Annotated in this window: 24 protein-coding genes and 1 tRNA gene; 14 read left to right on the top strand and 11 right to left on the bottom strand. The window is 62.3% G+C overall.

Annotated features, from left to right (window positions below; translation table 11 throughout):
* Nucleotides 1-18: 18 nt before the first annotated feature.
* Nucleotides 19-1,197, top strand: coding sequence for a cation:proton antiporter (locus YH3_RS03475; protein ID WP_064442989.1), 1,179 nt, complete (start codon nt 19-21; stop codon nt 1,195-1,197).
* Nucleotides 1,198-1,270: 73 nt separating this feature from the next.
* Here the strand turns inward: YH3_RS03475 and YH3_RS03480 are convergent, their stop codons facing one another.
* From YH3_RS03480 to YH3_RS03505, 6 genes are all read right to left on the bottom strand, one after another.
* Entirely contained in the window at nt 1,271-2,473 is a 1,203-nt protein-coding gene (locus YH3_RS03480; RefSeq protein ID WP_064442990.1) for a DUF6461 domain-containing protein, read from the bottom strand.
* Between the two features lie 98 nt (nt 2,474-2,571).
* On the bottom strand, nt 2,572-3,816 hold the full coding sequence (locus YH3_RS03485; protein ID WP_064442991.1) for a S9 family peptidase: 1,245 nt from the start codon (nt 3,814-3,816) through the stop codon (nt 2,572-2,574).
* A 79-nt stretch (nt 3,817-3,895) separates the two neighbouring features.
* A complete protein-coding gene (locus YH3_RS03490; protein WP_007731663.1) occupies nt 3,896-4,585 on the bottom strand; it encodes a DUF998 domain-containing protein in 690 nt (229 codons plus the stop codon).
* 10 nt (nt 4,586-4,595) lie between these two features.
* A complete protein-coding gene (locus tag YH3_RS03495; RefSeq protein ID WP_064442992.1) occupies nt 4,596-5,000 on the bottom strand; it encodes a very short patch repair endonuclease in 405 nt (134 codons plus the stop codon).
* Nucleotides 5,001-5,010: 10 nt separating this feature from the next.
* The gene (locus YH3_RS03500) at nt 5,011-5,880 is read right to left on the bottom strand and encodes a hypothetical protein (protein WP_064442993.1); all 870 of its coding nucleotides are present in this window, start codon (nt 5,878-5,880) and stop codon (nt 5,011-5,013) included.
* Nucleotides 5,877-7,022 carry a DNA cytosine methyltransferase gene (locus tag YH3_RS03505; protein WP_030535749.1) on the bottom strand — a complete coding sequence of 382 codons (1,146 nt, stop codon included), beginning with the start codon at nt 7,020-7,022 and terminating at the stop codon, nt 5,877-5,879. Before YH3_RS03505 ends, YH3_RS03500 begins: the two co-directional genes overlap by 4 nt.
* Before the next feature lie 238 nt (nt 7,023-7,260).
* On the opposite strand from YH3_RS03505, the gene YH3_RS03510 reads away from it, so the two are divergent.
* Complete coding sequence (locus tag YH3_RS03510; RefSeq protein WP_073512852.1) at nt 7,261-7,848, top strand: putative glycolipid-binding domain-containing protein; 588 nt, start codon at nt 7,261-7,263, stop codon at nt 7,846-7,848.
* Between the two features lie 26 nt (nt 7,849-7,874).
* Here the strand turns inward: YH3_RS03510 and YH3_RS03515 are convergent, their stop codons facing one another.
* Nucleotides 7,875-8,849 (bottom strand): prephenate dehydrogenase, encoded by a 975-nt coding sequence (locus YH3_RS03515; RefSeq protein WP_031332706.1) that lies wholly within the window; start codon nt 8,847-8,849, stop codon nt 7,875-7,877.
* 48 nt (nt 8,850-8,897) lie between these two features.
* On the opposite strand from YH3_RS03515, the gene YH3_RS03520 reads away from it, so the two are divergent.
* The 4 genes from YH3_RS03520 (at nt 8,898) to YH3_RS03535 (ending at nt 10,376) form a co-directional block, all read left to right on the top strand.
* Nucleotides 8,898-9,437, top strand: coding sequence for a tRNA adenosine deaminase-associated protein (locus tag YH3_RS03520; RefSeq protein WP_003943823.1), 540 nt, complete (start codon nt 8,898-8,900; stop codon nt 9,435-9,437).
* A complete protein-coding gene (locus YH3_RS03525; RefSeq protein WP_003943976.1) occupies nt 9,438-9,899 on the top strand; it encodes a nucleoside deaminase in 462 nt (153 codons plus the stop codon).
* Between the two features lie 138 nt (nt 9,900-10,037).
* Nucleotides 10,038-10,229 (top strand): CsbD family protein, encoded by a 192-nt coding sequence (locus YH3_RS03530; protein WP_003943869.1) that lies wholly within the window; start codon nt 10,038-10,040, stop codon nt 10,227-10,229.
* Nucleotides 10,230-10,285: 56 nt separating this feature from the next.
* Nucleotides 10,286-10,376, top strand: a tRNA-Ser gene (locus tag YH3_RS03535).
* A gap of 52 nt (nt 10,377-10,428) precedes the next feature.
* Here YH3_RS03535 and YH3_RS03540 read toward each other — a convergent pair.
* Both YH3_RS03540 and YH3_RS35935 read right to left on the bottom strand, forming a co-directional pair.
* Nucleotides 10,429-11,916: a DUF1254 domain-containing protein gene (locus YH3_RS03540; RefSeq protein ID WP_238592515.1), complete on the bottom strand. Its 1,488-nt coding sequence runs from the start codon at nt 11,914-11,916 to the stop codon at nt 10,429-10,431.
* Between the two features lie 98 nt (nt 11,917-12,014).
* Nucleotides 12,015-12,188 (bottom strand): hypothetical protein, encoded by a 174-nt coding sequence (locus YH3_RS35935; protein WP_003943953.1) that lies wholly within the window; start codon nt 12,186-12,188, stop codon nt 12,015-12,017.
* A 246-nt stretch (nt 12,189-12,434) separates the two neighbouring features.
* Between YH3_RS35935 and YH3_RS03550 the strand changes: the two genes are divergently transcribed.
* The 3 genes from YH3_RS03550 to YH3_RS03560 all read left to right on the top strand — a co-directional run bounded on the left by YH3_RS03550 (nt 12,435) and on the right by YH3_RS03560 (nt 13,931).
* Entirely contained in the window at nt 12,435-13,118 is a 684-nt protein-coding gene (locus YH3_RS03550; protein WP_003943876.1) for a YceI family protein, read from the top strand.
* 123 nt (nt 13,119-13,241) lie between these two features.
* The gene (locus tag YH3_RS03555; protein WP_003943804.1) at nt 13,242-13,592 is read left to right on the top strand and encodes a YidH family protein; all 351 of its coding nucleotides are present in this window, start codon (nt 13,242-13,244) and stop codon (nt 13,590-13,592) included.
* Complete coding sequence (locus tag YH3_RS03560) at nt 13,593-13,931, top strand: DUF202 domain-containing protein (RefSeq protein ID WP_050655588.1); 339 nt, start codon at nt 13,593-13,595, stop codon at nt 13,929-13,931.
* Here YH3_RS03560 and YH3_RS03565 read toward each other — a convergent pair.
* Nucleotides 13,897-14,838: a sterol desaturase family protein gene (locus YH3_RS03565; protein WP_064442995.1), complete on the bottom strand. Its 942-nt coding sequence runs from the start codon at nt 14,836-14,838 to the stop codon at nt 13,897-13,899. The genes YH3_RS03560 and YH3_RS03565 overlap by 35 nt on opposite strands.
* 128 nt (nt 14,839-14,966) lie before the next feature.
* Between YH3_RS03565 and YH3_RS03570 the strand changes: the two genes are divergently transcribed.
* Nucleotides 14,967-15,422 carry an Rrf2 family transcriptional regulator gene (locus YH3_RS03570; RefSeq protein WP_003943908.1) on the top strand — a complete coding sequence of 152 codons (456 nt, stop codon included), beginning with the start codon at nt 14,967-14,969 and terminating at the stop codon, nt 15,420-15,422.
* A gap of 12 nt (nt 15,423-15,434) precedes the next feature.
* On the opposite strand, the gene YH3_RS03575 is transcribed toward YH3_RS03570, so the two are convergent.
* The gene (locus tag YH3_RS03575; RefSeq protein WP_020968182.1) at nt 15,435-16,544 is read right to left on the bottom strand and encodes a GGDEF domain-containing protein; all 1,110 of its coding nucleotides are present in this window, start codon (nt 16,542-16,544) and stop codon (nt 15,435-15,437) included.
* Nucleotides 16,545-16,794: 250 nt separating this feature from the next.
* Between YH3_RS03575 and YH3_RS03580 the strand changes: the two genes are divergently transcribed.
* From YH3_RS03580 to YH3_RS03595, 4 genes are all read left to right on the top strand, one after another.
* On the top strand, nt 16,795-17,424 hold the full coding sequence (locus YH3_RS03580) for a TetR/AcrR family transcriptional regulator (protein WP_007731646.1): 630 nt from the start codon (nt 16,795-16,797) through the stop codon (nt 17,422-17,424).
* Nucleotides 17,425-17,495: 71 nt separating this feature from the next.
* Nucleotides 17,496-19,850 (top strand): MMPL family transporter, encoded by a 2,355-nt coding sequence (locus tag YH3_RS03585; RefSeq protein WP_064442996.1) that lies wholly within the window; start codon nt 17,496-17,498, stop codon nt 19,848-19,850.
* Nucleotides 19,851-19,964: 114 nt separating this feature from the next.
* Nucleotides 19,965-21,698: an ABC transporter ATP-binding protein gene (locus YH3_RS03590; RefSeq protein WP_064442997.1), complete on the top strand. Its 1,734-nt coding sequence runs from the start codon at nt 19,965-19,967 to the stop codon at nt 21,696-21,698.
* On the top strand, nt 21,695-23,626 hold the full coding sequence (locus YH3_RS03595; RefSeq protein ID WP_003943946.1) for an ABC transporter ATP-binding protein: 1,932 nt from the start codon (nt 21,695-21,697) through the stop codon (nt 23,624-23,626). Before YH3_RS03590 ends, YH3_RS03595 begins: the two co-directional genes overlap by 4 nt.
* Nucleotides 23,627-23,661: the final 35 nt, after the last annotated feature.

Here is a 23,661-nt window from a genome sequence, read left to right on the forward strand (position 1 = left end):
TATGTCCGATAATGATCCGTGCCTTCAATTGCCTCATCGCTGTTCTGGATCGCGCTGATCGCGGCCATCGCGCCGATAGTCGCGGGCCTGATCCCGCGTCGACTGGTTCCCGAAGTGGTGTTGCTACTGGTCGCGGGCGCAGTGGTCGGGCCGTTCGCCCTCAACATCGCAGCTGACAGCGAAGCGATCGGAATCCTCCGCGAACTCGGCCTCGGCATGCTGTTCCTGCTCGCCGGCTACGAGATCGACCGACAGGAACTCAGTGGGCGCGGCGGACGTCGAGCCCTCTACACGTGGCTGTTCTGCCTCGCGCTGGCGTTCACGGTGGTCGCGCTGCTTGGCATGAGGAACGTGATCTCCGCCGAAGCCGCAGTTGCCATCGCGATGACGTCGACCGCTCTGGGCACGCTGCTGCCGATCCTCAAGGACAACAAACTCCTCGACACACGCTTGGGTAGGACCGTCCTCAACCACGGGGCCGTCGGCGAGCTCGGGCCGGTCGTCGCGATGGCGGTGCTGCTGAGTGCCCGCGGCGCCATCCTGTCGCTGATCGTTCTTGCCGTCTTCGCCGTGATCGCCATCATCGTGGCGGTGCTGCCCGGCAAGCTGATTCACGAAGGCTCGTGGACACATCGCCTGGTGCGGGCAGGAGCGGACACCACGGCGCAGACGACGGTCCGCCTCACAATTCTGTTGTTGGTCAGCCTCGGAGTGCTGTCGGCCGTGTTCTCACTCGACGTCATTCTCGGTGCGTTTGCCGCCGGCTTCATCCTGCGGCGACTGATGCCAGAGGGCGACGAGCGCCTCGAGATCAAGCTCGACGGGATCGCCTTCGGGTTCCTCATCCCGATTTTCTTCATCACTTCAGGCATGGCGATCGACGTCTCGGCGGTCGCCGCCAGTCCCGGCATACTGATTGCGTTTTTGATCCTGATCGTTGTCGTCCGGGGCGTGCCGGTGTTCTTCGTGACCAAGTTCGAGAAGGTCGAACCGCCCTTCACCACGCGCGAAAGTGCGCAAGTCGCGTTGTACGGGGCTACCGGCCTGCCCATGATCGTGGCGGTCACGGGCGCGGCCGTCGACGCGCATCAGATGTCCTCGGACAACGCGTCGATTCTTGTCGCGGCCGGGGCGATCACGGTTCTGCTGTTGCCGATGATTGCCACTCTGTTGACGAAGAAAGAGAAAGTGTCCTGATTCAGAGATCCAACTGCTCGTCGAGCCAGTCGAACATCCGATGATCCGTCAGACGCCTCGCTTGCTTCGATTATCAGGGGCCGGAGAAAAAGCCGTCGTCGACGTCGATACCGGTTTCCAGCGCCGATATCTCATGGCTGCCCGTTCGGTCGGCCCACCGCAAAGGGATCCCGGTTTCCGCGTCGAACGCCACCGTGGCATCACGACCGGCCCAATCCGGTGGCATCGCGAATTCCCACGCTCTCCGCCCGTCGACCTCTACTTCCCGCCCTGTCGTGTCGGGTGGGAGTAGGTCGGCGAAAGGTGTGTACGGCCAGGTTCTGTGTATCTGGAAAAGTTGTTCGATATGGATGTCGAGACTGTATCCGGCGCTTCGTCGTTCGAGAACCCCGTCGGTGCGGAACCACGTCTGCTTTTGCCGGTTCTGCAGAAACAGCACGCCCTGCTCATCTGCGAGACGGATGCACGTGCGGGGCTTGAACCAGAATTCGAGACGCGCGGAGGGAACACCGCCCGGGGGGCGCCCGCGGAACATCACCCCGTGTAGCGGAATCCGTTCCGCCGCTTTGTAACGTCGCGCTACCTCGCTCCACGCAGCGGGCGACTTTCGCGGAGAAGCCTCAGATGGCACATCTGCCGAGGGGGACTGTCCTGACTTGGTGACAACGGCCACCATAAATTGGCCTTCCACGAATAGCGAGGCGGGGACTGCGACGCCGGTGATCTGCTCGGCGAGAGCAAAGGCGCCCTCCAACGCATGCTCACCTGCATAGCCTTGGGCGTCATCGTCGATTCCGATTCCGCCGACATCGAGAATCAAATCCACCATCCGATCGTCCCCGACGACCGGGCTGGATCCGAAGAGTTCGAATTCAGCCACGCGTGTGCCGTTCGACCACCAGATGAACTGGCTGTCGGCATTGACGCTGAGATAGTGCGAAGCCACCTCGCGATCGGATAGAAGGGGCCGCATCAATTCTTCGGAGATAGCGAAGGAACCGCCGTTGATCTGCATCAACAGTGTGCTGTCGTCGCCCACCGCCGCGACTGCGACTACCTGCCCAGCCCCGGCTGTCTCGGGCTGTTCAGTGAGATCGGACATCACCTCGCCGAGTTCGGCGATCCCGATTGCCTCCGATTGTGTGTTCTCGTCGGCGCCGAGGGCACTCAACACCTGTGCGTGAGTGGACCGAGGGATGAGTGCAGCGCAGTACCCGAGAGACAGGCTCGTGTTGAGGTACTGCTGAATCCACACATAGTCGTGATAGGTAGGCACACTCGCACGCTTCCACAGATTGATACCCGACGAATGCCGAACTCCATCGAGCGCACAGCAAATACGCCATCATTCGATCGTTGATTCGAGGGCCTGATTCAGAGATCCAACTGCTCGTCGAGCCAGTCGAACATCCGCTGATCAGTCAGACGCCTCGCCATGGGCTGGCAGTGGAAGTTCGCGCCCTCGGCAGCGGTGAAGGGAACCACCGTCGTCGGTCCGCCGGATAGGGCGGCAAGCCGCTTGGATTGACCGGGCCAGAATTGCTCGTCTTCCGGATCGGTGATGAGCAGGGGAGTGGAGATCGAGCCGGCGACGTGTTCGAGGTGGTACTTCCGAACCTCGGCGAGAGTGTTGTAGTAGCCGTCGGCGAGGTACGGACGCGCTCGGAAACGCCAGATTCGGGCGCTGTCCTTGGAGAATTTCATTCCCAGCCCTATCGCCATGTCGCGGTCGAAGGCCTCCGACTTTCCCTCGTCGAGTAGCTTCTGCATGTTCTTGGGGATATGGGCGAGCCACGACGCGGCCACGTCCACGACCCCCGGATCGGCGATCGCTGCCGCGATCCGATGCTCGAACGCCAACGACTGGGGCACCCAGTACCCGCCCTGACTGATCCCGTACATCGCCAGCTTCGACGCATCGACGTCCGGCCGGTCCACGAGATAGTCGACAACGGGCGTGATGACGGCTTCCCAGTCGTGACGGAACGGGATGTTGCGCTCGAAGAGCATCGACTGCTGACCGGGACCGTCGAACATCAACACGTTGTAGCCCCGCTCGAGCGCCCCGGCACCGCCGCTGCCCCACAGCCCGCTGATCGGGCCGTCGCTACCGTTCACCATGATCAAAGTCGGCCGTCGCACGTCCCCGGGCGGCCGGAAGAAGTACCCGGGCAGGTAGGTGTCCTCGTAAGGGATCCGGACGCGTTCGACGGGCTGGGCGGTGGTGTCGACGAAGCGGTCCCACGCCTGTCGGTGACGTTTGAAAGTGGGGACCAGAACCGAATCGTCGCTGAGACCGTCGACGGCGTTGATCGCCACACCGAAGTACGACGCCGCCCGCAGGTACGCGTTGGACGCGCTTCGCGAATGCCCGGCCTCGGCTGCCTCATCGGCCTGCCCGAATACCCGTGTGCCGAGGTCGAACCAGGCCTCGTACCAGCCTTCGAGGTCCTTCTCGCCGACGTGAGCGATGGCCGAGAGCACTTCGCCGGTATCTGCCGCGCCGAAGGTGGCTTGCCCGAGAACGACTCGTAGCTCGAAGTCGAAGGACTCGTTGCGATAGAAACCAGCAGTGAACGCCTGGTGCGGATGGGCGAAGAACGACGACGCGAGAGACATGGGCACACCTTCGCTAGTTCGGGGCAGCCATTTTCAGTTGTAGTTCCAGGATCGCCCGAATCGCTTGCCGGAAAACCTGTCAGCGCGGCGACGCCGGGAGCCCGGTGGATGGCGGCCTCGACATCGCAAATGCCAGGGTGCACAACCACAACGACATTCCCAGCACCTGCGCACGTTGAGCGATACCCAGTCCGAGATTACCGCCGCCGGAGACTTCGATGCTGTTGGTCGTCAACATCCACACCGTCGCAAGGGAAGTCAGGATCAGAATGGTCAGACCCGTCGTCCGCAAAGAAGGGTGCTCGCGATACCTGAACGCTCCCACGGTGAATGCGATCATCGCGGTGAAGATCGCGAAGACCGCCACGCTGCTCGTCAACGCGTGAACATGGTGGAGCTGCGGAAGTAGACCGTCGGGTGCGCTCGACGGGCAACCCTCGCCCGAGCATTCGAGGGGGAACGACGCGTCGGCGATGGTCGCGATGCCGAACACTGCCAGCGCAATCCAGCCCGTGACGTAGAGCCTTCGCCGGGGCGTGATCAGCAGACCCAGCGCTCCGGAGATCAACATCAAGATTGCGGACAGGACATCGGCGTTACCGAAGACATCGCGGTATTTCTGGTTCTCGGCATCGAGTTCGCTGAGGAACGATGTCACCGGGTCGAGGCCGGTGTCCAGGAAGAATTCGAGAATCCACGACGAGTAGACGATTCCGCCCAGAGCCAGCGCAGCCACCAAACCCCACCGCGCAACGTTGCGTTCCTTCACGAAATCGAGCTTACGGACCTAGCAGGGCTTTCTGGACGCATTCGGCCGCTACCAGCGGATCTTCGTGCTCCCAGATGCGGATGACGGTCCAACCCTGCTCTGCCAGACGTGCATCGGTGTCGCGGTCTCGAACCACGTTGGCGGCCAACTTGTCCGTCCACCACTGCGCGTTGTTCTTGGGAAACGTCGCATGCTGCGGGCAGCTGTGCCAGAAGCATCCGTCCACGAACACCGCGACTTTGCGGCGTGGAAATACCAGATCGGCCCGTCGGCGAACACCTTTGACAGGCGCCCGATCCACGAAGTACCGGAGTCCGCGTCGATGCAGCTCGCGTCGAAGTGCGATTTCGGGTTTGGTGTCGCGCCGACGCTGAGCGCTCATCCGAGCGCTGGTGGCAGGATCCGTCGCAGGCACCGTGGTTCCCTCAGCCGTCGGAATCTTCGCTGTCTTCGGGATCGGACCAGGTGGGCGCAAACCTGTTGCGACGCTCCACTTCACCGTGCACGACGGTCACGAAGTCGGTGAACGAGAGCGTCTGAGCTTCGGTGGGGCGTCCGTTGCGCGGCGGCGGCTCGTCGACGTCGAAGAACCGAACTGCGCCATCGGGTTCGTAGAGTCCGATGTAGACCTTCTCGAAGAGGTCGTAGCGCGTGTCCTCGGCGCCGAGATCCACCCAGGCCTTTCCCGGAACGCCGACCACCGCGCGCTTGCCTCGGCCCGAGCGCTTCGAGAGCGTCGTGACGTGGTGTGCAAAAGAGGATTTGCCGGTGTCGCTGGTCTTGGTCGGGTCGCCGTCGTCGCACGTGGCGTACGGCTCGAACATGACGGCCACCAACACGCTGTACGGCTGCCGCTGATGCAGAACCATTGCCTCGCCGCGCAATTCGTGGTCGTTGCGGACGATGTTCTTGGTCCAGCGGCCCAGCTTGCCGCTGCGGGGACTGTAGTCCTGGAAGTTGTACGTCTTGATGGAGACGCAGAGGATCAGGCCGAGGGTGGGGTCGAGTGCCTTGACGTCCAAGCGCTTTCGTCCCTTGGCGACATCGACCGTTGCCTCCTGGCCTTCGCCGGATGCCGTCGGGGTGATGTTGGGATACAGCGGACGCAGAGCATCGGCCACCGTCTGTGCCAGTTGATTGGACAGTCGCTGCGCGTAGTTCTTCTTCTCGCCGCGATCGGCGTCGGCCGGGGGTTTGTCACCCGCGAGTTGCAGTGCGCTCCAGAGTGGTTCGTGTTCCGGCTCGGAAAACAGTGTCTCCGGAAACAGGGGTTCGGGAAACAGTGAGTCCGTCATGCCGCGGCCTCGGGATATCCGCCCATCCGCTCGAGATGGCTTTCGACGTCCTCGATGAAACCGGGGATGAACCGAAGATTACCCATGCGTGCGCGCTTGAGGAAGCCGGCGGTGGCCCGAGCCGACAGCAACCGCGTGTCTTCGAGGAAGCCGCTCAGATCCTCGTAGTCGTACTGGACCGGCCAGGTCGAGGTATGGACGCGGAAGGCCTGGCGGTTACGGCCCCAGGCCGCACTCGGCCAGGCGTCGCCCGGTTCGAGTGGCGTCTCGCCCGCGGCGTCGTATTCGATGGGATCGCTCAACCGGCCACCGACCCACGACGCCATCCGCACGCTCACGGCATTGCCGACGAGCTTCCAGCGATGGCTGTGGCGTAGGCCGGGAACCTCGACGGACGGCAGCGTCCAGTCGGGATCGAAACCCTGCAGTCGCTCGGCATCGACTAGACCGGGAGTGACGATCTCACCTGACGGCAACCGGACTGCCGGCTGACTGGGGATGCCGACGGACGAGCCGCCCTTGAGCGTCGGCACGGCATTGACGGCCCATCCGAGACCGCGAGTGCCTTCGGTCCAGTAGAAGCCGCAGGGGTAGTCCGCGGGATCGCCACCCAGGCGCTCGCCGGCGTCCTGGCCGAACAGGATTTCGCGGGGATCGTCTGTGCGCGAGGCAAGCATGATGACTCGCTGGCGACGCTGGGGGAGTCCGAAGGCGCGGGCGTCGACCACCCGGTACGCCCAGGTGTATCCGAGGTCTTCGAGGGCGTCGGTGATGTGCCGCATGGCGGCGCCCTTGCCGAGCTGGAGCATGAACGGAACGTTCTCGATCAACAGCCAGCGCGGGCCCTTCTTACGCTTGACCAGACGGAACACCTCGTCCACCAGGCCTGAGCGTGCGCCGGTGATGCCTGCCGTTTTGCCGGCCTGAGAGAGGTCCTGGCAGGGGAAACCGGCGGCCACCAATTCGATGTCACTGGGCAGCGCGCGAAGTTTGGTGACGTCACCGTGCAACGGCACGTCGGCGAAACGCGAACGGAGAACTGCCTGCGCGCCCGGATCGATTTCACACAGCAGTTCGGTGTTCCACCCATGTTCCGAGAGCCCCAACTCGAGACCACCGATACCGGCAAACAAACCCACCATGCTCCGCGACGACGTCACAGCACCCTTCCTCACGAACCGACCTAGAAGCACGGTACTCGAGAACTCCGACACCGTTTGCCAACTATTCGGTCCGCGGCGTGCTCCTTACGGAAGAACCGTTGTGAAACGCCTTACATCGAGATCTTCGGGGCCGATCGAAGTCCCTAAAAGGTCCCTGATCGAAGCAATAACCCGAACCAGCGGTGCTCCGTGCCCGTTCGTCCATTACCGTGGTCGGGTGAGCATCCAACCTTCCGGTGACGCGTCCTGGCCCGCGGTATTGACCTGGCAGGCCCACAACGCTCCTCGTATGGAGTCTGTTCGTGTGCAGCTGAACGGAAATCGCATCAAGGCTTCCGGCCGGATCATCGGTGGAGCCTGCAGTGAGCACCCGGCATTCAGCGCGTCGTACGACCTGGTCACCGACGAGGCCGGCATCACCCGCCGGTTGTCCGTGCGGACCGCCCTGGCCGCCGGTGAGCGTCAGATGTCGATCAGCCGGGACGAAGAAGGCACCTGGATGGTCGAGAACGGCGCCAGTCACCAGCGCTCTGCGTTCGATGGCGCACTCGATGTCGACGTGATCCTCAGCCCGTTCTTCAACACGCTGCCCATCCGCCGCGTCGGCTTGCAGAACGACATCGAAGACGCCGAGGTCCCGGTCGTCTACGTCAATCTCCTCGACCTGCGCGTCGAGGGTGCGACCATCACCTACAGCTCCGGCGCCGACGGAATCAGTGTGCTGTCCCCGGTGTCCAGCTCGACGCTGTCCGTCGACACCGAAGGTTTTGTCCTCGACTACCCGGGTCTGGCAACTCGTATCTAGGTTTCGTATCTCCAGGTTGCGTAGTTCTAGGTTGCGGATCGCCGGATGACGCCGCCGCGTCGACCGGCGTCTCGCATCCGGTTGATCCAGTCGGGTTCTCCGGCCTGAACGTCTTCGATGTCCCACCGCTCGTGCGACTCGTAGGCGCCGCGCGCCGCGAACCCTGCGTCCACCAATCGTGCCGTCGAGCCGTTGTCGAGCAGATCGGTACGTGCGCCCTGCAAAAGGTCGAGCGCCTCGTCCAGCGCGACCAGCAGGGCGTCGCGGTTGCCCTCGCACATCGCCCGCACCAGGCCAGGAGCGCTCCCGGCCACGCGAGTGCCGTCGCGAAATGATCCGGCAGCCAGCCCGAGAGCCAGTTCGCCTCCGGCAGCTCCGGTGATCGCAAGCGTTTCCGCGAGCAGGTGAGGCAGATGCGAGATTCGCGCGACTGCTCGATCGTGTTCCAGAGATTCGGCCGGCACGACGACCGAGCCGCAGTCGAGCGCGAGGTCGGCGACCTGCGACCACACGTCTGCGTCGACGCCCTCGTCGGTGGCAACGACCCATACCGCGTCGACGAACAGATCGGCATCCCCGACCGCCCAACCCGAAGCTGACGTCCCCGCCATCGGATGACCGCCCACGAACTTGGCGCTCAAGCCCGCTCGTTCGACCGCGGCCTTCACTTCACCCTTGACGCTGACGACGTCCGTGATCGGATTGTCGGGCGCATGCGCGGCGATTGCCTCCAAGGTGGCGTCGACGGCAGGCATCGGCACGGCGATCACAATGATCGCGCCGCTTTCGTTTGCTCTCTGCAGCACTGAAACCAGATCGGTGTCGGCGTCGAAACCGTCGGCTCGGGCCGCGTCGGCGGACTCGCTGGAACGGTTGTAACCCCACGCCCGGCGGCCGGATCGGACGGCGGCGCGAAGTAGCGAACCGCCGATCAATCCGAGGCCGAGAACGCAGACTGGTGGGGCGGAATCGATCGCAGACACGAGTTCAGGTTGGCACATCGATGCTCGGACTTCACTCACTGGCACCAGGCGGGCTACCGTTGCGCCATGGGTGCACAGCGCGCGGGTAACAAGAGCGCCTCTTCGAACCAGTCGGAGGAGCTTGAAGGCTTCGGTGTCGCGGTGGTCCGTGAAGAGGGGCGTTGGACGGTCAAGGCACTGACGCCCGACGCGTTGACCTCGCTCTCGGCCGCCGAAACGCAGCTGCGTGAGCTGCGAAGTTCGGGTGCCGTCTTCGGTCTTCTCGACGTCGACGACGAGTTCTTCATCGTGTTGCGTCCGGCGCCGTCGGGCACGCAGTTGCTGATTTCCGACGCGACCGCCGCCATCGACTACGACATCGCAGCCGACGTCCTCGACGCCTTGCACATCGAGATCCCCGACATCGACCCGGACGACCTCGACGATGTCGAACCCTGGGAAGAGGGCGATCTGTCCGTGCTGGCCGATCTGGGCCTGCCGGAACCCGTGCTCGCCGTCATTGCGGCCGAGACCGATCTCTATCCGGACGAGCAGTTGGGGATGATCGCGCAGCGACTCGGGTTCGCATCCGAGTTCGGCGCAGCGCTCGACAAGCTCCCGCGCTAGATGACTCTCGCTGACGACCAGCGCATGATCCGTGCGGCCATCGTGGCCGCACGTTCCGCCTCCGACGCAGACGTCCCGGTCGGGGCAGTGGTGTTCGACGCAGACGGCGTTGAAGTTGCTCGGGCCTCCAATGCCAGGGAAGCGTCGTCCGATCCGACCGCGCACGCCGAAATCCTCGCGTTGCGTGCTGCCGCAAAAACCTACGGTGACGGCTGGCGCCTGGAAGGTGCGACGCTTGCCGTGACCCTCGAGCCATGCACGATGTGTGCGGGCGCTCTGGTCCTCGCCCGGGTTTCTCGGGTCGTTTTCGGGGCGTGGGAGCCGAAAACCGGAGCCGTCGGATCATTATGGGACGTAGTTCGAGATAAAAGATTGACCTATCGGCCGCAGGTGCGCGGCGGGGTCCTCGAGGACGAATGCGCTGGGCTTTTGGAAGATTTCTTCCGCGAGCAGCGGGCCTGAATTCGGTATTCCCCATCGAGAGTGATCGCACACTCGGGTAGCCGGATCCATCAATCGAGGGCATGGTGGAGGCAGATGCCGTCAGGGCATCGGCGGATCGTCGGAAGGCGATTCGTTCGCGTTCACAGAGGAGTACTCATGGGAATCGCAGACAAGGCTCAGAACAAGGCCGAAGACCTCGGGGGCAAGGCCAAGGAAGCTGCTGGCAGCGCTACCGGTGACCGGGACCTCGAAAACGAAGGCAAGGGCGACCAGGTGAAATCGGCCGTCAAGGATGCAGGCGAGAAGGTCAAGGACGCCGCTTCCAGCATCAAGGACAAGCTCACGTAATACCGCTCCACCTGGCGATTTCAGCCACGGGCACTCCATCCGGTAAAGTCACCAACGGTGGCGTGTCCGAGCGGCCTAAGGAGCACGCCTCGAAAGCGTGTGACGGGTAACCCCCGTCCGAGGGTTCAAATCCCTCCGCCACCGCCAAAGCTCCCCACCTGTTCACGCAGGTGGGGAGCTTTTTTGTGCTTGGTGGCGCCTATAGTCCCGTTGCTCGGACGACGTCGGGGAATCGGTAGGTTTCATCGAGGACTGATTTGTCGGGGACATAGCTGCGAATGATCAGTCGAAATTTGTCGTGCGGAGCGGGTAGCCAGTTGGCACGAGCATCCGGATCGGTCGGCTCGTCGTGAGACAGGTGCAAGGTGAGCTTCCCGTCACGAAAGACGAGATCGCCCGCGTCGAGATTGACGGTGCCGAGGTTGACGCGGTTACCCGGTGCGTCGGCGAGCATAAATGCGTCCTTGTCGTACATGGTCAGAGACCAGAAGCCGCCGCGACTGCGGTCGACGGGTGGGAGCGCGTCTTCTGTGAAGGTCATGGTGTACCGCTCGCGGCCGTGGAGTAACGCTCCGTCGTGGTCGGTACCCCGGATGAGGTAGACAGCCTCGTGAAAGTCGTTGACGTAAATGTAGATGACGGCCGCGAGCGCCCGTCCGAACCAGTCGGTGCCCCACAGGCCACTGTTGCGTTGCCGTTGCCATCCGTTGCCTGCGTCGACCCCGGTTTGGACGTAGCTCGCCGATTGATGGAGGGCGACGTCGGCGCGGAGTGCGGCGCGGTCGAGCAGCGCTCGGTACGACTTGTCCGAACGATACAGTGCGACAAGCGTCTTGGCTTGATCAGCCATCGGGGTGTCTGCTGCGCCCATGGTCGGGTTGAAGTCGAGCATTGCTGCAAGATCAGTCCAGAAAGATTCCGGCTTCACCCATTGAGGTCGACTGGCGTCGGGATCGACCGCCAACATTTCGGCGGTGACGCCCTGAGGGTAGATCGAGTTCGCGGCGTGGGCCTCGTAGCCGAAGGACCGCGGGCCGGGTCGATCCTCGCTGAACGGGTACATGCCGATCTGGTCGAGCACCGACCGCGCCTGCTGCTTGGACGCCTCGGAACGTGCTGCGAAACTGCGAGGGAAGACACCAGCCACGTTCGTCGGTGATCGAAGCACATCGAGGAAGTCTTCCGGCAACTCGCCATCCCAATCAGGTCCGACCAGAAGGAACTTTCCGCCGGGAGTGCCTGTCGCCGAACCAAGTTGGTGAGTCACATTGGTCAGCACGTCGACGATCTGGATAGTCCAGTAATGGCCGTCGGGTACCTCGGTCGGGGTCTGTATCACTGCGGTTTCGTCGGTGAGATCGGCGAATCCTGCGCCGTAGATCGTGTCGTTGTTGGGTGAGACGACCCACCGCTGCGCCGGGCTCATGTAGTCGGTGAGGGCACCTGTGTAATTCTTGGCGGCGCCTGGCAGAAGACCGAGTTGGAGTCCGGTCTTGCCATCCATGATCTCCCACATGTTTGTTCGGCCGAAGGTGTCCACAGCTGGATAGCCCCAGTAATAGACGATCCGGGCGAGGGCTTCCACGTAACTCTCAGCGGCGAGCGTTGCTGGAACTCCGGCCGATCTCGCCAGTTGAGCGTGTGCCGGCGTGAAACCTTGTGCGATTGAGTCGGTCGGGGAGTCCATGAAGTCATGGTGCCGGTGACCGTCCGCTGCATCATCACCCTTGCGGGGTGAACCGGTGAGGAAATCGAAAACCGGTTCTGCGTGCGCAATTCGAACGTTCAGGAGCGGCGGGCGATCCACTCTGCAGCGGCGGCATCGATGTCCTGCTTCAGCTTCTCGAAGAACGAGGGTGGCGGGGTGGGGATCAAATCTGCTGCGGTAGTGAGGGATCGACTGAGGGCGATCCGACGCTCGCGTAACTCGTCGTCGGTCAGGAGCGTCAGGTCCGCCATCGCGAGCTCCCTCGATCGGTGTGATTCGTGTTTCGGGCAGACCGTGCGCATCGGGATCGATGCATGATTCGATGCGCACGGCCCAGGCATTCCAGGCTGGGGGCCGGAATGCACAGTCGACTTTACCAAATGATTACTAATGGCTGTAGGCGCGGCTCACCCTTCGGTGTTCGTGGAGCACTTTCACAGGGTTCTCCCAGGTCGTAAGTCCTGACAACTGTTGAAGCTGCAACTATCGTCGAGCCCATGAAAAAGATCTGGTGGATCGGCGGAGCAGTAGTTGTGGTCGTACTCGCCCTGCTCGTGGGGCCGTGGGCGTACGGGAAGTTCATCGCTGAAGACGATGCACCGGCGGCCGTGGTGTCCACTGAGGGCGCGGAGGCGGCGTCCGGATCGATCGACGGGCAATGGACCGTCGTCGCCGGGCAGGGGGACAACCAGACGGCAGCTGGGTACACCGTGCACGAGATTCTCAACGGATCGAGTGTGACCGTCGTCGGAACCACTGGCGAGGTGAGCGGAAACGCGGTTGTCGAGGGTGAAAAGCTCACTTCCGGCGAAGTAACGGTGCAGGTGGCAAGCATCAAGACCGACTCGGATCGGCGCGACGGCCAGTTCACGGGCAATGTGATGGATACCAGCACGTATCCGACGGCGACGTTCACGATCGACTCGCCGGTGGACTTGTCTGCTGTACCGACGGACGGAACAACGGCGACGGTCACGGTGTCAGGAACGCTGACGCTCAAGGGTCAGTCCAAGCCGGTGTCGGTCGACATGACCGTGCTGCATTCGGGTGATTCGCTGATCGCATCGGGCTCGATTCCGGTCACCTGGACCGATTTCGGAGTCGAGCCTCCGTCCCTCGGTTTCGTCACCGTCGACGGCAGCGGCTCGGTGGACTTCCTGGTCTCACTCGCCGCGAGCTGAATTACGTCCACCCGATTCGCACTGCTTCGGGGCGGGCAGGGAAGATTAAGGACATGACCTTCCTTTCTTCTTGTCCGTTCCGAAGGCAGTGTGCGATCTCTGCCCGGACGGAATGAACAGGTGATGCCCCGGTGGAGACCGTTCCGAACGGGCGAAGACCCCGATCCACGGTTCACGCTCGCCAATGAGCGGACATATCTGGCTTGGATCCGCACTGCAACGGCCTTCGTCGCGTCGGGCGTCGGACTCGAAGCGTTCGGCGGCGACATTCTCAACCCGACGGTTCGTTCCGGCTTGGCCGCGTTGTTGCTCGTCGGCGGTGCTCTGATCGCCATCACTTCCTTTGTCCACTGGATCAGCGCCGAGCGTGCACTGCGAACTGAGCGCTCGTTGCCGGTGCCGCTCATGGCGCCGGTCGTCGGCATCGTGCTGGTGATCTGCGCGACCGTCCTGGTGGTCGAGGTCGTGAACTGATTGACCGCGCTGGAACCGTCGGAAGGTGTCAAGCCTCCGGACAAGGGCTTGCAGTCCGAGCGCACATCGCTCTCGTTCGTGCGTACGAGTCTGTCGATCCTCGGCTTGTCTGCCGCCTGTCTGAGATGGTTGCCGCAGTTCGGGTCGGTGGCCCTGATCGGCCCGTCCGTCGCTGCCGTGCTCGTCGTCGCGGTGACGGTCTACGAACGTCGGTCGCGGCCCAGGCGGTTGGCCCAGTTTTCGGCCGAAAAGGCAACGCCCGCTTTGGGTATGGGAGCAACTCTCGCGGTCGCTCTGCTCCTGCTCAGTGCGACGGGGCTTTGGATTCTGCTGAAGTGACCTCGGCTTTCGGCGCCCAGCCGGGCGGGCCGAACACGTAGCCGGCTCGCTGCCGCCACGATGTCGACGCCTTCCAATCACGAGCAATGGCAGCATATTCGCGCGTTTGGAGCTTCCAGATGTTGTACGTTCCGACCGGCGTCGTGAGTCCGTAGGTGGGCCGGTGGGTTTCGGCTGCGAAGGTTCCGAACATCCGGTCCCAGATGATGAGGATTCCGGCGTAGTTGCGGTCGAGGTACTCGGCGTCGGAGCCGTGGTGGACGCGATGGTGTGACGGCGTGTTGAAGATGAATTCGATGGGCCGCCAGAGTTTTCCGACACGTTCGGTGTGGACGAAGAACTGGTAGACGAGGCTGACGGAGAAGCCGACGAACACCATCCACGGCGGGATCCCGAGGAACGGCAACGGCAACCACATGATGACCTCACCGCTGTTGTTCCACTTCTGCCGCAGTGCGGTGCTGAAATTGAAGTACTCGCTCGAATGGTGAGCCTGGTGTGTGGCCCAGATGACTCGAACTCGGTGTGCGATGCGGTGATACGCGTAATAGAGGACGTCGATTCCGAGCAGCAGGATCACCCAGGTGTACCAGGCAGTCGGCGAGAGGTGCCACGGAGCGAGATACACCCAGATTGCGGAATAGCCGATCAGCGCCAGCACTTTCCAGAAGGTGCTCGTTGCGATCGACACGAGTCCGAGTAGAACGCTGGTTCTGGCGTCGACGCTTCGGTAGCCGCCCTGTGCCGGCCGTGCGCGTCCGTCGGCGTCGTCGGGATGATCTTCGAGCGCACGGGCCGCGAACCATTCGATTGCGAGGAAGATGACAAACGCGGGGATTGCGAGCGTAACGGGATCATGGAGCGGTTCGAGCAGTGACTTCCATGATTCGAGAAGGGTTTCCCACACGCGATTTGTCCTGTTCTCTAGCTCTGATCGTTACATCATGCATTAAAATGTAACGTCAGGGAACCCTTTGCGGCGAAGAACTCGCAGGTTTGTTGCGACTATTCATAGAACGATGGTAGGAATTGCCGGTGCATATCACCGCGAAGGTGGACTACGCCGTGCGGACTCTGGTCGAGCTCGCGGCAGTCGGTCCTGACCCGGCCAAGGCCGAGTTTCTCGCCAAATCCCAGGTAATACCCCACAAGTTCCTGGAAGCGGTGCTCTCGGACCTGCGGCGCGGCGGCTTGGTCAACAGCCGTCGAGGCCCGGACGGGGGATACTGGCTCGCTCGGTCCGCGGACGAGATCACGATTGCCGACGTCATACGAGCTGTCGAGGGACCGCTGGCTTCGATTCGGGGTCAGCGACCGGAAGACGTCGACTACGGGGGACCGGCAACGCCCCTCAAGGAGGTGTGGATTGCAGTGCGAGTCAACCTCCGTGCTGTGCTCGAAAATGTCACACTCACCGATGTCGCAGGTGGAGAGTTGCCCGAGTTCATTCACGAACTGACGGCAGATCCCGAGGCGTGGAATCGGCGCTGATACAGCCCGGTTTCAGTGTGCCCGTCGACGCGGAACTGCCATAGGAGCAGTGTTCGCGGTGTTGCCTCCCGCGGATTTTGCGTCGTACATCAGATGATCGGCCGCAACGATTGCTCGGGAGAACTCGTTGTAGTCGAACTCTTCCTGATGTGGGATGAAAGGTAGCGTCGCTGCGCCGACGCTGACCGTGGCCAGGGGGTCGTCGGAGGCGTTCACCACGGCTTTGGGGAGCGTCGCGATTCGTTTGCGAAGTCCGTACGGAGTACCGATCATCACAACGGTGAACTCCTCGCCGCCGGTGCGCGCGGCGTAACCGAAACCGTTCACATGCGCCTGCAGGCGCGTTCCGGTCCGGATGATGACGGCGTCACCGACTTCGTGGCCGAACGTGTCGTTCACCGCCTTGAACTTGTCGATGTCGACGACGGCAACAGCAATGTCGGCACGATTTGCCGACGCGACCGACCAGATGCGCTCCGACATGTCCCACAGTCCTCGTCGGTTCAACAGGCCGGTAAGCGCATCCACTTTGGATCCCGTTGCGCGCGCGAGTAATTGCCGCCAAGTGAACTGAATTGTGGCCGGAATGAAGATCACGGCACACAGGACGACGTCCGTGCGTGCGATCACGCTGGTTGTCGAGTAGTCGCCGTTCGTCAGGCCGAGCACCGTCAGGGCGATGACAAATGTCGTGGCAAAGGCGAGATGGAAGGCCAACCAGCGGTAATCGAGAAAATAGGTGAAGTAGGCGCCGGTGGCGACAAAGAGTGCCGCGCCGAAGAGGGCGGCGTTATGGCTGGTGAAGGTGATGAGAACCGAGGCAGTTCCGAGATCCGCCCACAGTCCGTAGAGCTTGAGCATGCGTGAACCTCTGATTCGGCCGACAAACCAGAGAATCGTAGGGATCAGGTTGACGGCCGCAATGCCGACGAGCCAACTGCGCGCAAACGGTCCGTCCGGGCCCTCTCCGCTGAGGAGAAACAGGAACGCCACGATCGAGAAATTGAGTGAGCAGAACCCGATGGTGAGACGGACGAGACGTAGTACGGAGCCTCGTCCGGACTTCGATCCCCACAGCATCACCGTGGACGAAACCGGCCAGGTATGCAGGAGCGGGTCCATCAGATTCCTTCGCCGAGCACATTGCGGTTAATTCACCGCAAAGTATGTCAGGCCATGTTGATTCACGCGTCAACTTGGCAGGGGGCGTCACGCGGTGAAGTTGCTCGCAACTCTCTCTGTTGCGCTGTTCAGGCATTTGCCGTGCGTGAGTGTGAGGTACGCCTCGAGTTTCCGTGCCGTGTGTTCGATCGCACAATATTGCAGACCTCTGCAAAGTTGCAGAGCTCTGCAAGTTGGGTACCGTGTTGGGGTGATCATCGAACAAGGCCTTCGTGACCGCAAGAAGGCAGCAACCCGTGCCGCACTCAGCGGCGCGGCAGCACGGCTCGCTCGTGCGCTGGGGATCGAATGCGTCACCGCTGACGCAATCGCCTCCGAGGCCGGAGTGTCGACGAGGACGTTCCACAACTACTTCTCCAGCAAGGAGGAGGCAGTGCTCGCCAGTTTCGAGGAATCGGTGAACCTGTGGATCGAGGCGCTTGCGTCACGGCCCGCGGACGAACCAATTCTCGACGTCCTCGAAGAACTTGTGGTCGAAATCGTGAACGACTCAGGTCCGAGTGGGAGTGAGAAGGCAAGTATCTGGCTGCTGTCGGATTCGAGTCCCGCGCTCTACCGGGATGCCGCAGACATGCATCAGCGGATCAACCGTGCAGTCGTTCAGGCATTGGCGGAGCGCACCGGTACCGACGCCGAGAAGGACCTGTACCCGACGCTCCTCCTGGGAGCGGTGGGCGGAGCCGCTAAATCGGTGATCGACGTCTGGACTGGCGGAAAGTCGGAGGCTTCCAGTCCGGAAGAGTTGGTTCACGACGCTTTTCGGCAGATTCGTGCCGGGTTGCCCGCGCCGCCGCCTGCCCCTGAGATGTCGCGTCCCTGAGATGTCTCGTCTCTGAGCCCCACACGTAATACCTGTCCACGTACACGCACCGAAACAGCAAGGAGCCCGTCGTGGCCACCTATCTTTATCGGATCGGCAAGTTCGCCTACCGGCGAAAAGGCGCGGTCCTCAGCGTTTGGCTGATAATCCTGGTCCTGATGGGCGTCGGGGCAGCGACTCTGTCCGGCCCCACCAAGGACTCGTTCTCCATTCCGGGAACCCCGGCGCAGCAGGCGCAAGACCTGATGGCGGAGCGTTTTCCCGACGCGCCCAATCCTATGGATTCGCTGAGCGCGCGATACGTAGTGCAAGCTCCGGCAGGCACGACGCTGGCCGATCCGGCGAACGTCAAGGCCATGGACGACATGCTCGCGAGTATTCGTGGCATCGACAAGGTCGCCGACTCTGCCAAGGTGGACCCGGCGACTGCCACTCCGGAACAGGCCGCGAAGGCGTTGGTCAATCCGGTTACCGGCAACGACTCCATGGTTGCGATGTTCAAGGAAAAGGCTGCTGCGGCTGGAACTTCCGAGACACAGGCCGTGGACGACGCGCGTGCGTTGTCGCCGCTCAGTGCCGACGGCACAGTCGGGTACGTCGAGGTTCCGTTCAGCGGTGACTTCGCCGATCTCGATCAGGCGTTGCGTGATTCGATCAACTCCGCAGCCGATGTCGGTCGGGCCGAGGGACTCAACGTCCAGGTCAGTGGTTCTGCTGCTCAGGAAGCGGAGATGCCCGGTGGTGTCACCGAGCTGATCGGTATCGCCGTTGCCGCAGTCGTTCTGGCCATCACGTTCGGTTCGCTTGTGGCCGCGGGGCTTCCGCTCCTCACCGCGATCATCGGTATCGCTATCGGCAGCCTCGGAATCACGGTTGCCACCGGATTCATGGATCTCAGTTCGATGACTCCGACGTTGGCGATCATGATCGGTCTGGCCGTGGCGATCGACTACTCGCTGTTCATCATGTCCAGGTTCAGGCATGAGCTCACCCTTACCGACAACCGTGCCGAAGCAGCAGGTCGCGCCGTCGGAACCGCCGGTTCCGCAGTGGTATTCGCTGGTTTGACGGTCATCATCGCGCTGGTTGCATTGCGCGTCGTCGGCATCCCGTTCCTCTCCGATATGGGTGCGGCAGCGGCCTTTACCGTGCTGATCGCGGTTCTGATCGCCTTGACCTTGCTGCCTGCGATCCTGGGTATGTTCGGACGCAAGGCTTTTGCCGGCAAGATTCCCTTCCTCAGCAAGCGCGCTGAGGAGTCCGAAGACGAAGATTCGGGCAAGCCGAAGTTGGCTCTGCGCTTCATCAGTGCCGTCGTCCGTCGTCCGCTCGTGCCGCTGATCGGTGGAGTAGTGCTTCTGGGCGCATTGGCTCTGCCCGCAACGGGATTGAGCCTGGCACTGCCGTCGGAGGCCACCGGTGACCCGGCGACCAGTGCGCGTCAGGCATACGACCTGATCGACGAGGGCTTCGGTGACGGTCGCAACGGACCGCTTATCGCCGTTGTCGACGCGAAGGGGGCCAGCGTTCCCGCCGGGGAGGCCTTTGCGGAGGTCGTCTCGACCATCTCGGGCTTCGATGACGTCCAGAACGCACAGGTCGTCGGGGTCAACGAGGCCGGCGACACCGCGCAGGTACTGATCACTCCGAAGAGTGGTCCGACCGACCCCGCCACGATGGATCTGGTGTCCAGCCTTCGTGGAGCCGAAGGCGGACTCAACGATTCGATCGGCGTCAGCTACGGCATCACCGGTCAGACCGCACTCGAAGGCGACGTCTCGGACACGCTGAAGGATGCATTGGTGCCCTACCTGGCCGTCGTCGTCGGCCTTGCATTCATCTTGTTGCTCTTGGTGTTCCGTTCGATCCTGGTTCCGCTGACGGCGACGCTCGGCTTCCTGCTCAGCGTGCTCGCGACATTCGGTGCGACGGTGGCGATCTTCCAGCACGGTTGGTTGGGCATCATCTCGAACCCGCAACCACTCGTGAGTTTCATGCCGATCTTCCTGATCGGTGTGGTGTTCGGACTCGCGATGGACTATCAGGTGTTCCTCGTGACGCGTATGCGTGAGGAGTACGTCCACGGCGCGAGCGCGAAGGAGGCCGTGACCATCGGCTTCAACCATGGCGCCCGGGTCGTCAGTGCGGCCGCGGTCATCATGATCTCCGTGTTCGGTGCCTTCATCGCGGAACCGAACTCGTTCATCAAGTCGATCGGCTTCGCGCTTGCCGCGGCGGTGTTCTTCGACGCCTTCATCGTGCGCATGGTGATCATCCCGTCCGTCATGGCACTGCTCGGCGACAAGGCGTGGTGGTTGCCGAAGTGGCTGGACAAGATTCTGCCGAACGTCGACATCGAGGGCGAGAAGCTCAGCAAGGCCCTCCGTGAAGAAGAGGAAGCGGAGCTTCAGCCCGCATCTGCTTGATCTCTGCTGTGCGCCTTTATTAACCCCCCGCGGTTAATAAAGGCGCACAGCAGTTTTTGTGTATCGAAATATCCAGCGGCACATGTCGGCCAGGATTGGTAACCTTCGCTCACTATGCTGATCAGGCTGCTGCGCACTTATCTGACGCCGTACCGGGGTGAACTCACGGGCGTTGTCGTCCTGCAGTTTATTTCGACTATGGCGGCCCTTTACCTTCCGAGTCTCAATGCCGACATCATCGACAACGGCGTGACGAAAGGCGACACCGGCTACATCCTCTCCACCGGCGGGATGATGCTGATGGTCACGCTCACGCAGATCCTGTGCTCGGTGGGGGCCGTCTTCTTCGGTGCGCGAGTCGCCATGGGCGTCGGACGCGATCTCCGAGCGTCGGTGCTGCATCAGGTCGGGACGTTCTCGGCCCGAGAGGTCGGGCACTTCGGTGCGCCTTCGCTGATCACCCGCAACACCAACGACGTCCAGCAAGTGCAGATGATGGTCGTGATGAGTTGCACCATCCTCGTCATGGCGCCGATCATGTGCGTCGGCGGCATCATCATGGCTCTGCGCCAGGACCTGAATCTGTCCTGGATCCTGGGGATCAGCGTCCCGCTTCTCGTAGTCTCGATGGGTTTCGTGATTGCCCGGATGGTCCCCGGATTCAGGGTCATGCAGGGCCGCCTCGACGCCGTCAACCGTGTTCTTCGCGAACAGATCACGGGCATCCGTGTCGTCCGAGCGTTTGTACGGGAACCGTACGAGGTAGAGCGTTTCGGCGATGCCAACCGTGAGCTGACGGAGACTGCACTCGGCGTCGGCCGCCTCATGGCACTGATGTTCCCGCTCGTGATGCTGATCAGCAATGTCACCAGCGTCGCGGTCATCTGGTTCGGTGGCCATCAGATCAACGAGGGCTCGATGCAGATCGGCTCGCTCACCGCGATGCTCAGCTACATCATGCAGATCCTGATGGCCGTCATGATGGCCACTTTCATGGCGGTGATGCTGCCGCGTGCGTCGGTGTGCGCCGAACGTATCTCCGAGGTGCTCGACACGGATTCGTCGGTGATTCCGCCCGAGAATCCGGTCCGAGAACTGAAGGACCCGGGAGTCGTCGAACTTCGTGGCGCTCAGTTCCAGTTCCCCGGAGCCGAGGAACCTGTATTGCGCGACATCACGTTCCGTGCCGAACCCGGCAAGACGACGGCGATCATCGGCGGCACCGGATCGGGAAAGACCACTCTGCTCAACCTGATTCCGCGATTGATCGACTCCACCTCCGGATCGGTATCGGTGGGAGGAGTCGACGTCCGCGACATCGACACGGAGTTGCTCTGCTCGGTGATCGGTCTGGTCCCGCAGAAGCCGTATCTGTTCTCGGGCACTGTCGCCACCAATCTCCGCTACGGAAACCCCGAAGCTACCGACGAATGGCTGTGGGAGTGCCTCGAGATCGCCCAAGCCGCCGACTTCGTCCGCGCCATGCCCGAAGGCCTGGACACACCGGTGGCACAAGGCGGTACGACGGTATCGGGCGGTCAGCGTCAGAGACTCGCCATCGCCAGAGCGTTGGTGCGTAAGCCACAGATCTATCTGTTCGACGATTCCTTCTCGGCACTCGACCTCACTACTGATGCGAGGCTGCGTGCGGCGCTCCGGCCGGTCACGCAAGACGCCTGCATCGTCGTTGTCGCGCAGCGCATTTCCACCATCGTGGAAGCCGATCAGATCATCGTGCTCGACGACGGCGCCATCGTGGGGATCGGCACGCACGACGAACTCGTGGTCAGTTGTCCCACCTACGGCGAAATCGTCGCCTCTCAGCTAGCCGTACAGGACGCATCATGAGCAATCGACCGACTTCCTCGCCTCCCATCGGCCCGCCCGGCGGCGGCGATCCCACAAAGAAGGCCATGAACTTCGGCCCTTCGCTCAAACGTCTCCTCGGTCGCTTGAGCCCCGACAAGCCGATCGTCGTCCTGATCTTCGCTTTGGTGACCGCAAGCGTCGTACTTTCCTCGATCGCGCCGAAGATCCTGGGAAACGCCACCAACCTGATCTTCGACGGCATCGTCAGCAAGCAACTCCAGCCGGGGACGACCAAGGAACAGGCTGTCGAAGGATTGCGCGCTTCGGGGCAGGGTCAGCTCGCGGACATGGTTTCCGGCATGGCAGTTGTGCCTGGAACCGGAATCGATTTCGACGCAGTCGGCAAGGTCTTGATGATCGTGCTGCTGCTGTTCGTCTGTGCGTCGCTGTTCAGTTGGTTGCAGGCGTATCTGCTCAACATCGTGGTCCAGCGAACCGTTCGCCGGTTGCGTGAGGATGTCGAGCAGAAGATTCACCGACTTCCCTTGCGGTACTTCGATACCCATGCCCGCGGTGATGTTCTCTCACGCGTGACCAATGACATCGACAACGTCGCGCAGAGCTTGCAGCAGACGCTCAGCCAGTTGGTCATGTCGGTGATGACCGTCCTGGGCATTCTGGTGATGATGCTGTGGATCTCACCGTTGCTCGCCTTGATCGCGGTGGCAACTGTTCCGCTGTCGATCATGGTCACAGCGTTCATCGCGAAGCGTTCACAGAAGCACTTCGTGGCGCAGTGGAAGAGCACCGGCGGAATCAACGCACAGGTCGAGGAAGCGTTCAGCGGCCACGAGTTGGTCAAGGTGTTCGGCCGCCAGCAGGAGGTCGAGGAGCGCTTCCGCAAGCAGAACGAGGATCTGTACGAGTCCAGCTTCAAGGCGCAGTTCATCTCCGGTCTGGTCATGCCGGCCGTGATGTTCCTGGGCAACCTCAACTACGTCGCCATCGCAGTGGTGGGTGGCATGCGCGTCGCATCCGGAACGATGACGCTCGGCGATGTGCAAGCGTTCATCCAGTACTCGCGGCAGTTCACCCAGCCGCTCACGCAGATCGCGTCGATGACCAATCTGCTGCAGTCCGGTGTCGCTTCGGCCGAGCGGGTCTTCGCGCTGCTCGACCAAGAGGAGCAGTCGGAGGACCCGAAGAGTGCGAAGTCGCCCACGGTCGACAAGGGGCGCGTCAAGTTCGAGAACGTCACCTTCAGTTACAAGCCGGAACAGCCGCTGATCGAGGACCTGTCCCTGACTGCCGAGCCGGGTCAGATGGTTGCGATCGTCGGACCCACCGGCGCCGGCAAGACCACCCTGGTCAACCTCATCCTGCGGTTCTACGAACTCAATTCGGGCCGTATCACTTTGGACGGCATCGACATCGCCGACATGACGCGAGACGATCTGCGCTCGCGCATCGGCATGGTTCTGCAGGACGCATGGCTGTTCGGTGGAACCATCCGCGAGAACATCGCCTACGGCAAGCCTGGTGCCACCGACGAGGAGATTCGTCGTGCGGCCGAGATGAGCTACGTCGACAAGTTCGTGCACTCTCTGCCTGAGGGTTACGACACGGTCATCGACGAGGAAGGCAGCAACGTCAGTGCGGGCGAGAAGCAGCTCATCACTATCGCCCGCGCCTTCATCTCGCAGCCGTCCATCCTGATCCTCGACGAGGCGACCAGTTCGGTGGACACACGCACCGAACTGCTGGTCCAGAGCGCCACCGCGGTTCTGCGCAACGACCGCACCAGCTTTGTCATCGCGCACCGTCTTTCGACAATTCGTGATGCGAACCTGATCGTGGTGATGGAGGAAGGCCGGATCGTGGAGCAGGGGAGCCATGAGGCTCTGCTCGAATCCCGCGGCGCGTACTTCCGTCTGTACAACAGCCAATTCGTGGGCGCGGAGATCTGATGCCTCAGTAGACTGGAGCAGACTTGGTCCGCTGG

The organism is Rhodococcus sp. YH3-3 (assembly GCF_001653035.1).
Taxonomy (GTDB): domain Bacteria; phylum Actinomycetota; class Actinomycetes; order Mycobacteriales; family Mycobacteriaceae; genus Rhodococcus_F; species Rhodococcus_F qingshengii.

Bases quoted from the DNA above. Each gene is read 5' to 3' on its own strand.
- YH3_RS03525 (WP_003943976.1), top strand. From the start codon at position 9,438: ATGACTCTCGCTGACGACCAGCGCATGATCCGTGCGGCCATCGTGGCC.
- YH3_RS03575 (WP_020968182.1), bottom strand. From the start codon at position 16,544: ATGGACCCGCTCCTGCATACCTGGCCGGTTTCGTCCACGGTGATGCTG.
- YH3_RS03530 (WP_003943869.1), top strand. From the start codon at position 10,038: ATGGGAATCGCAGACAAGGCTCAGAACAAGGCCGAAGACCTCGGGGGC.
- YH3_RS03555 (WP_003943804.1), top strand. From the start codon at position 13,242: ATGCCCCGGTGGAGACCGTTCCGAACGGGCGAAGACCCCGATCCACGG.
- YH3_RS03550 (WP_003943876.1), top strand. From the start codon at position 12,435: ATGAAAAAGATCTGGTGGATCGGCGGAGCAGTAGTTGTGGTCGTACTC.
- YH3_RS35935 (WP_003943953.1), bottom strand. From the start codon at position 12,188: ATGGCGGACCTGACGCTCCTGACCGACGACGAGTTACGCGAGCGTCGG.
- YH3_RS03590 (WP_064442997.1), top strand. From the start codon at position 19,965: ATGCTGATCAGGCTGCTGCGCACTTATCTGACGCCGTACCGGGGTGAA.
- YH3_RS03485 (WP_064442991.1), bottom strand. From the start codon at position 3,816: ATGTCTCTCGCGTCGTCGTTCTTCGCCCATCCGCACCAGGCGTTCACT.
- YH3_RS03595 (WP_003943946.1), top strand. From the start codon at position 21,695: ATGAGCAATCGACCGACTTCCTCGCCTCCCATCGGCCCGCCCGGCGGC.
- YH3_RS03520 (WP_003943823.1), top strand. From the start codon at position 8,898: ATGGGTGCACAGCGCGCGGGTAACAAGAGCGCCTCTTCGAACCAGTCG.
- YH3_RS03515 (WP_031332706.1), bottom strand. From the start codon at position 8,849: ATGTGCCAACCTGAACTCGTGTCTGCGATCGATTCCGCCCCACCAGTC.
- YH3_RS03505 (WP_030535749.1), bottom strand. From the start codon at position 7,022: ATGGTGGGTTTGTTTGCCGGTATCGGTGGTCTCGAGTTGGGGCTCTCG.
- YH3_RS03500 (WP_064442993.1), bottom strand. From the start codon at position 5,880: ATGACGGACTCACTGTTTCCCGAACCCCTGTTTCCGGAGACACTGTTT.
- YH3_RS03540 (WP_238592515.1), bottom strand. From the start codon at position 11,916: ATGGACTCCCCGACCGACTCAATCGCACAAGGTTTCACGCCGGCACAC.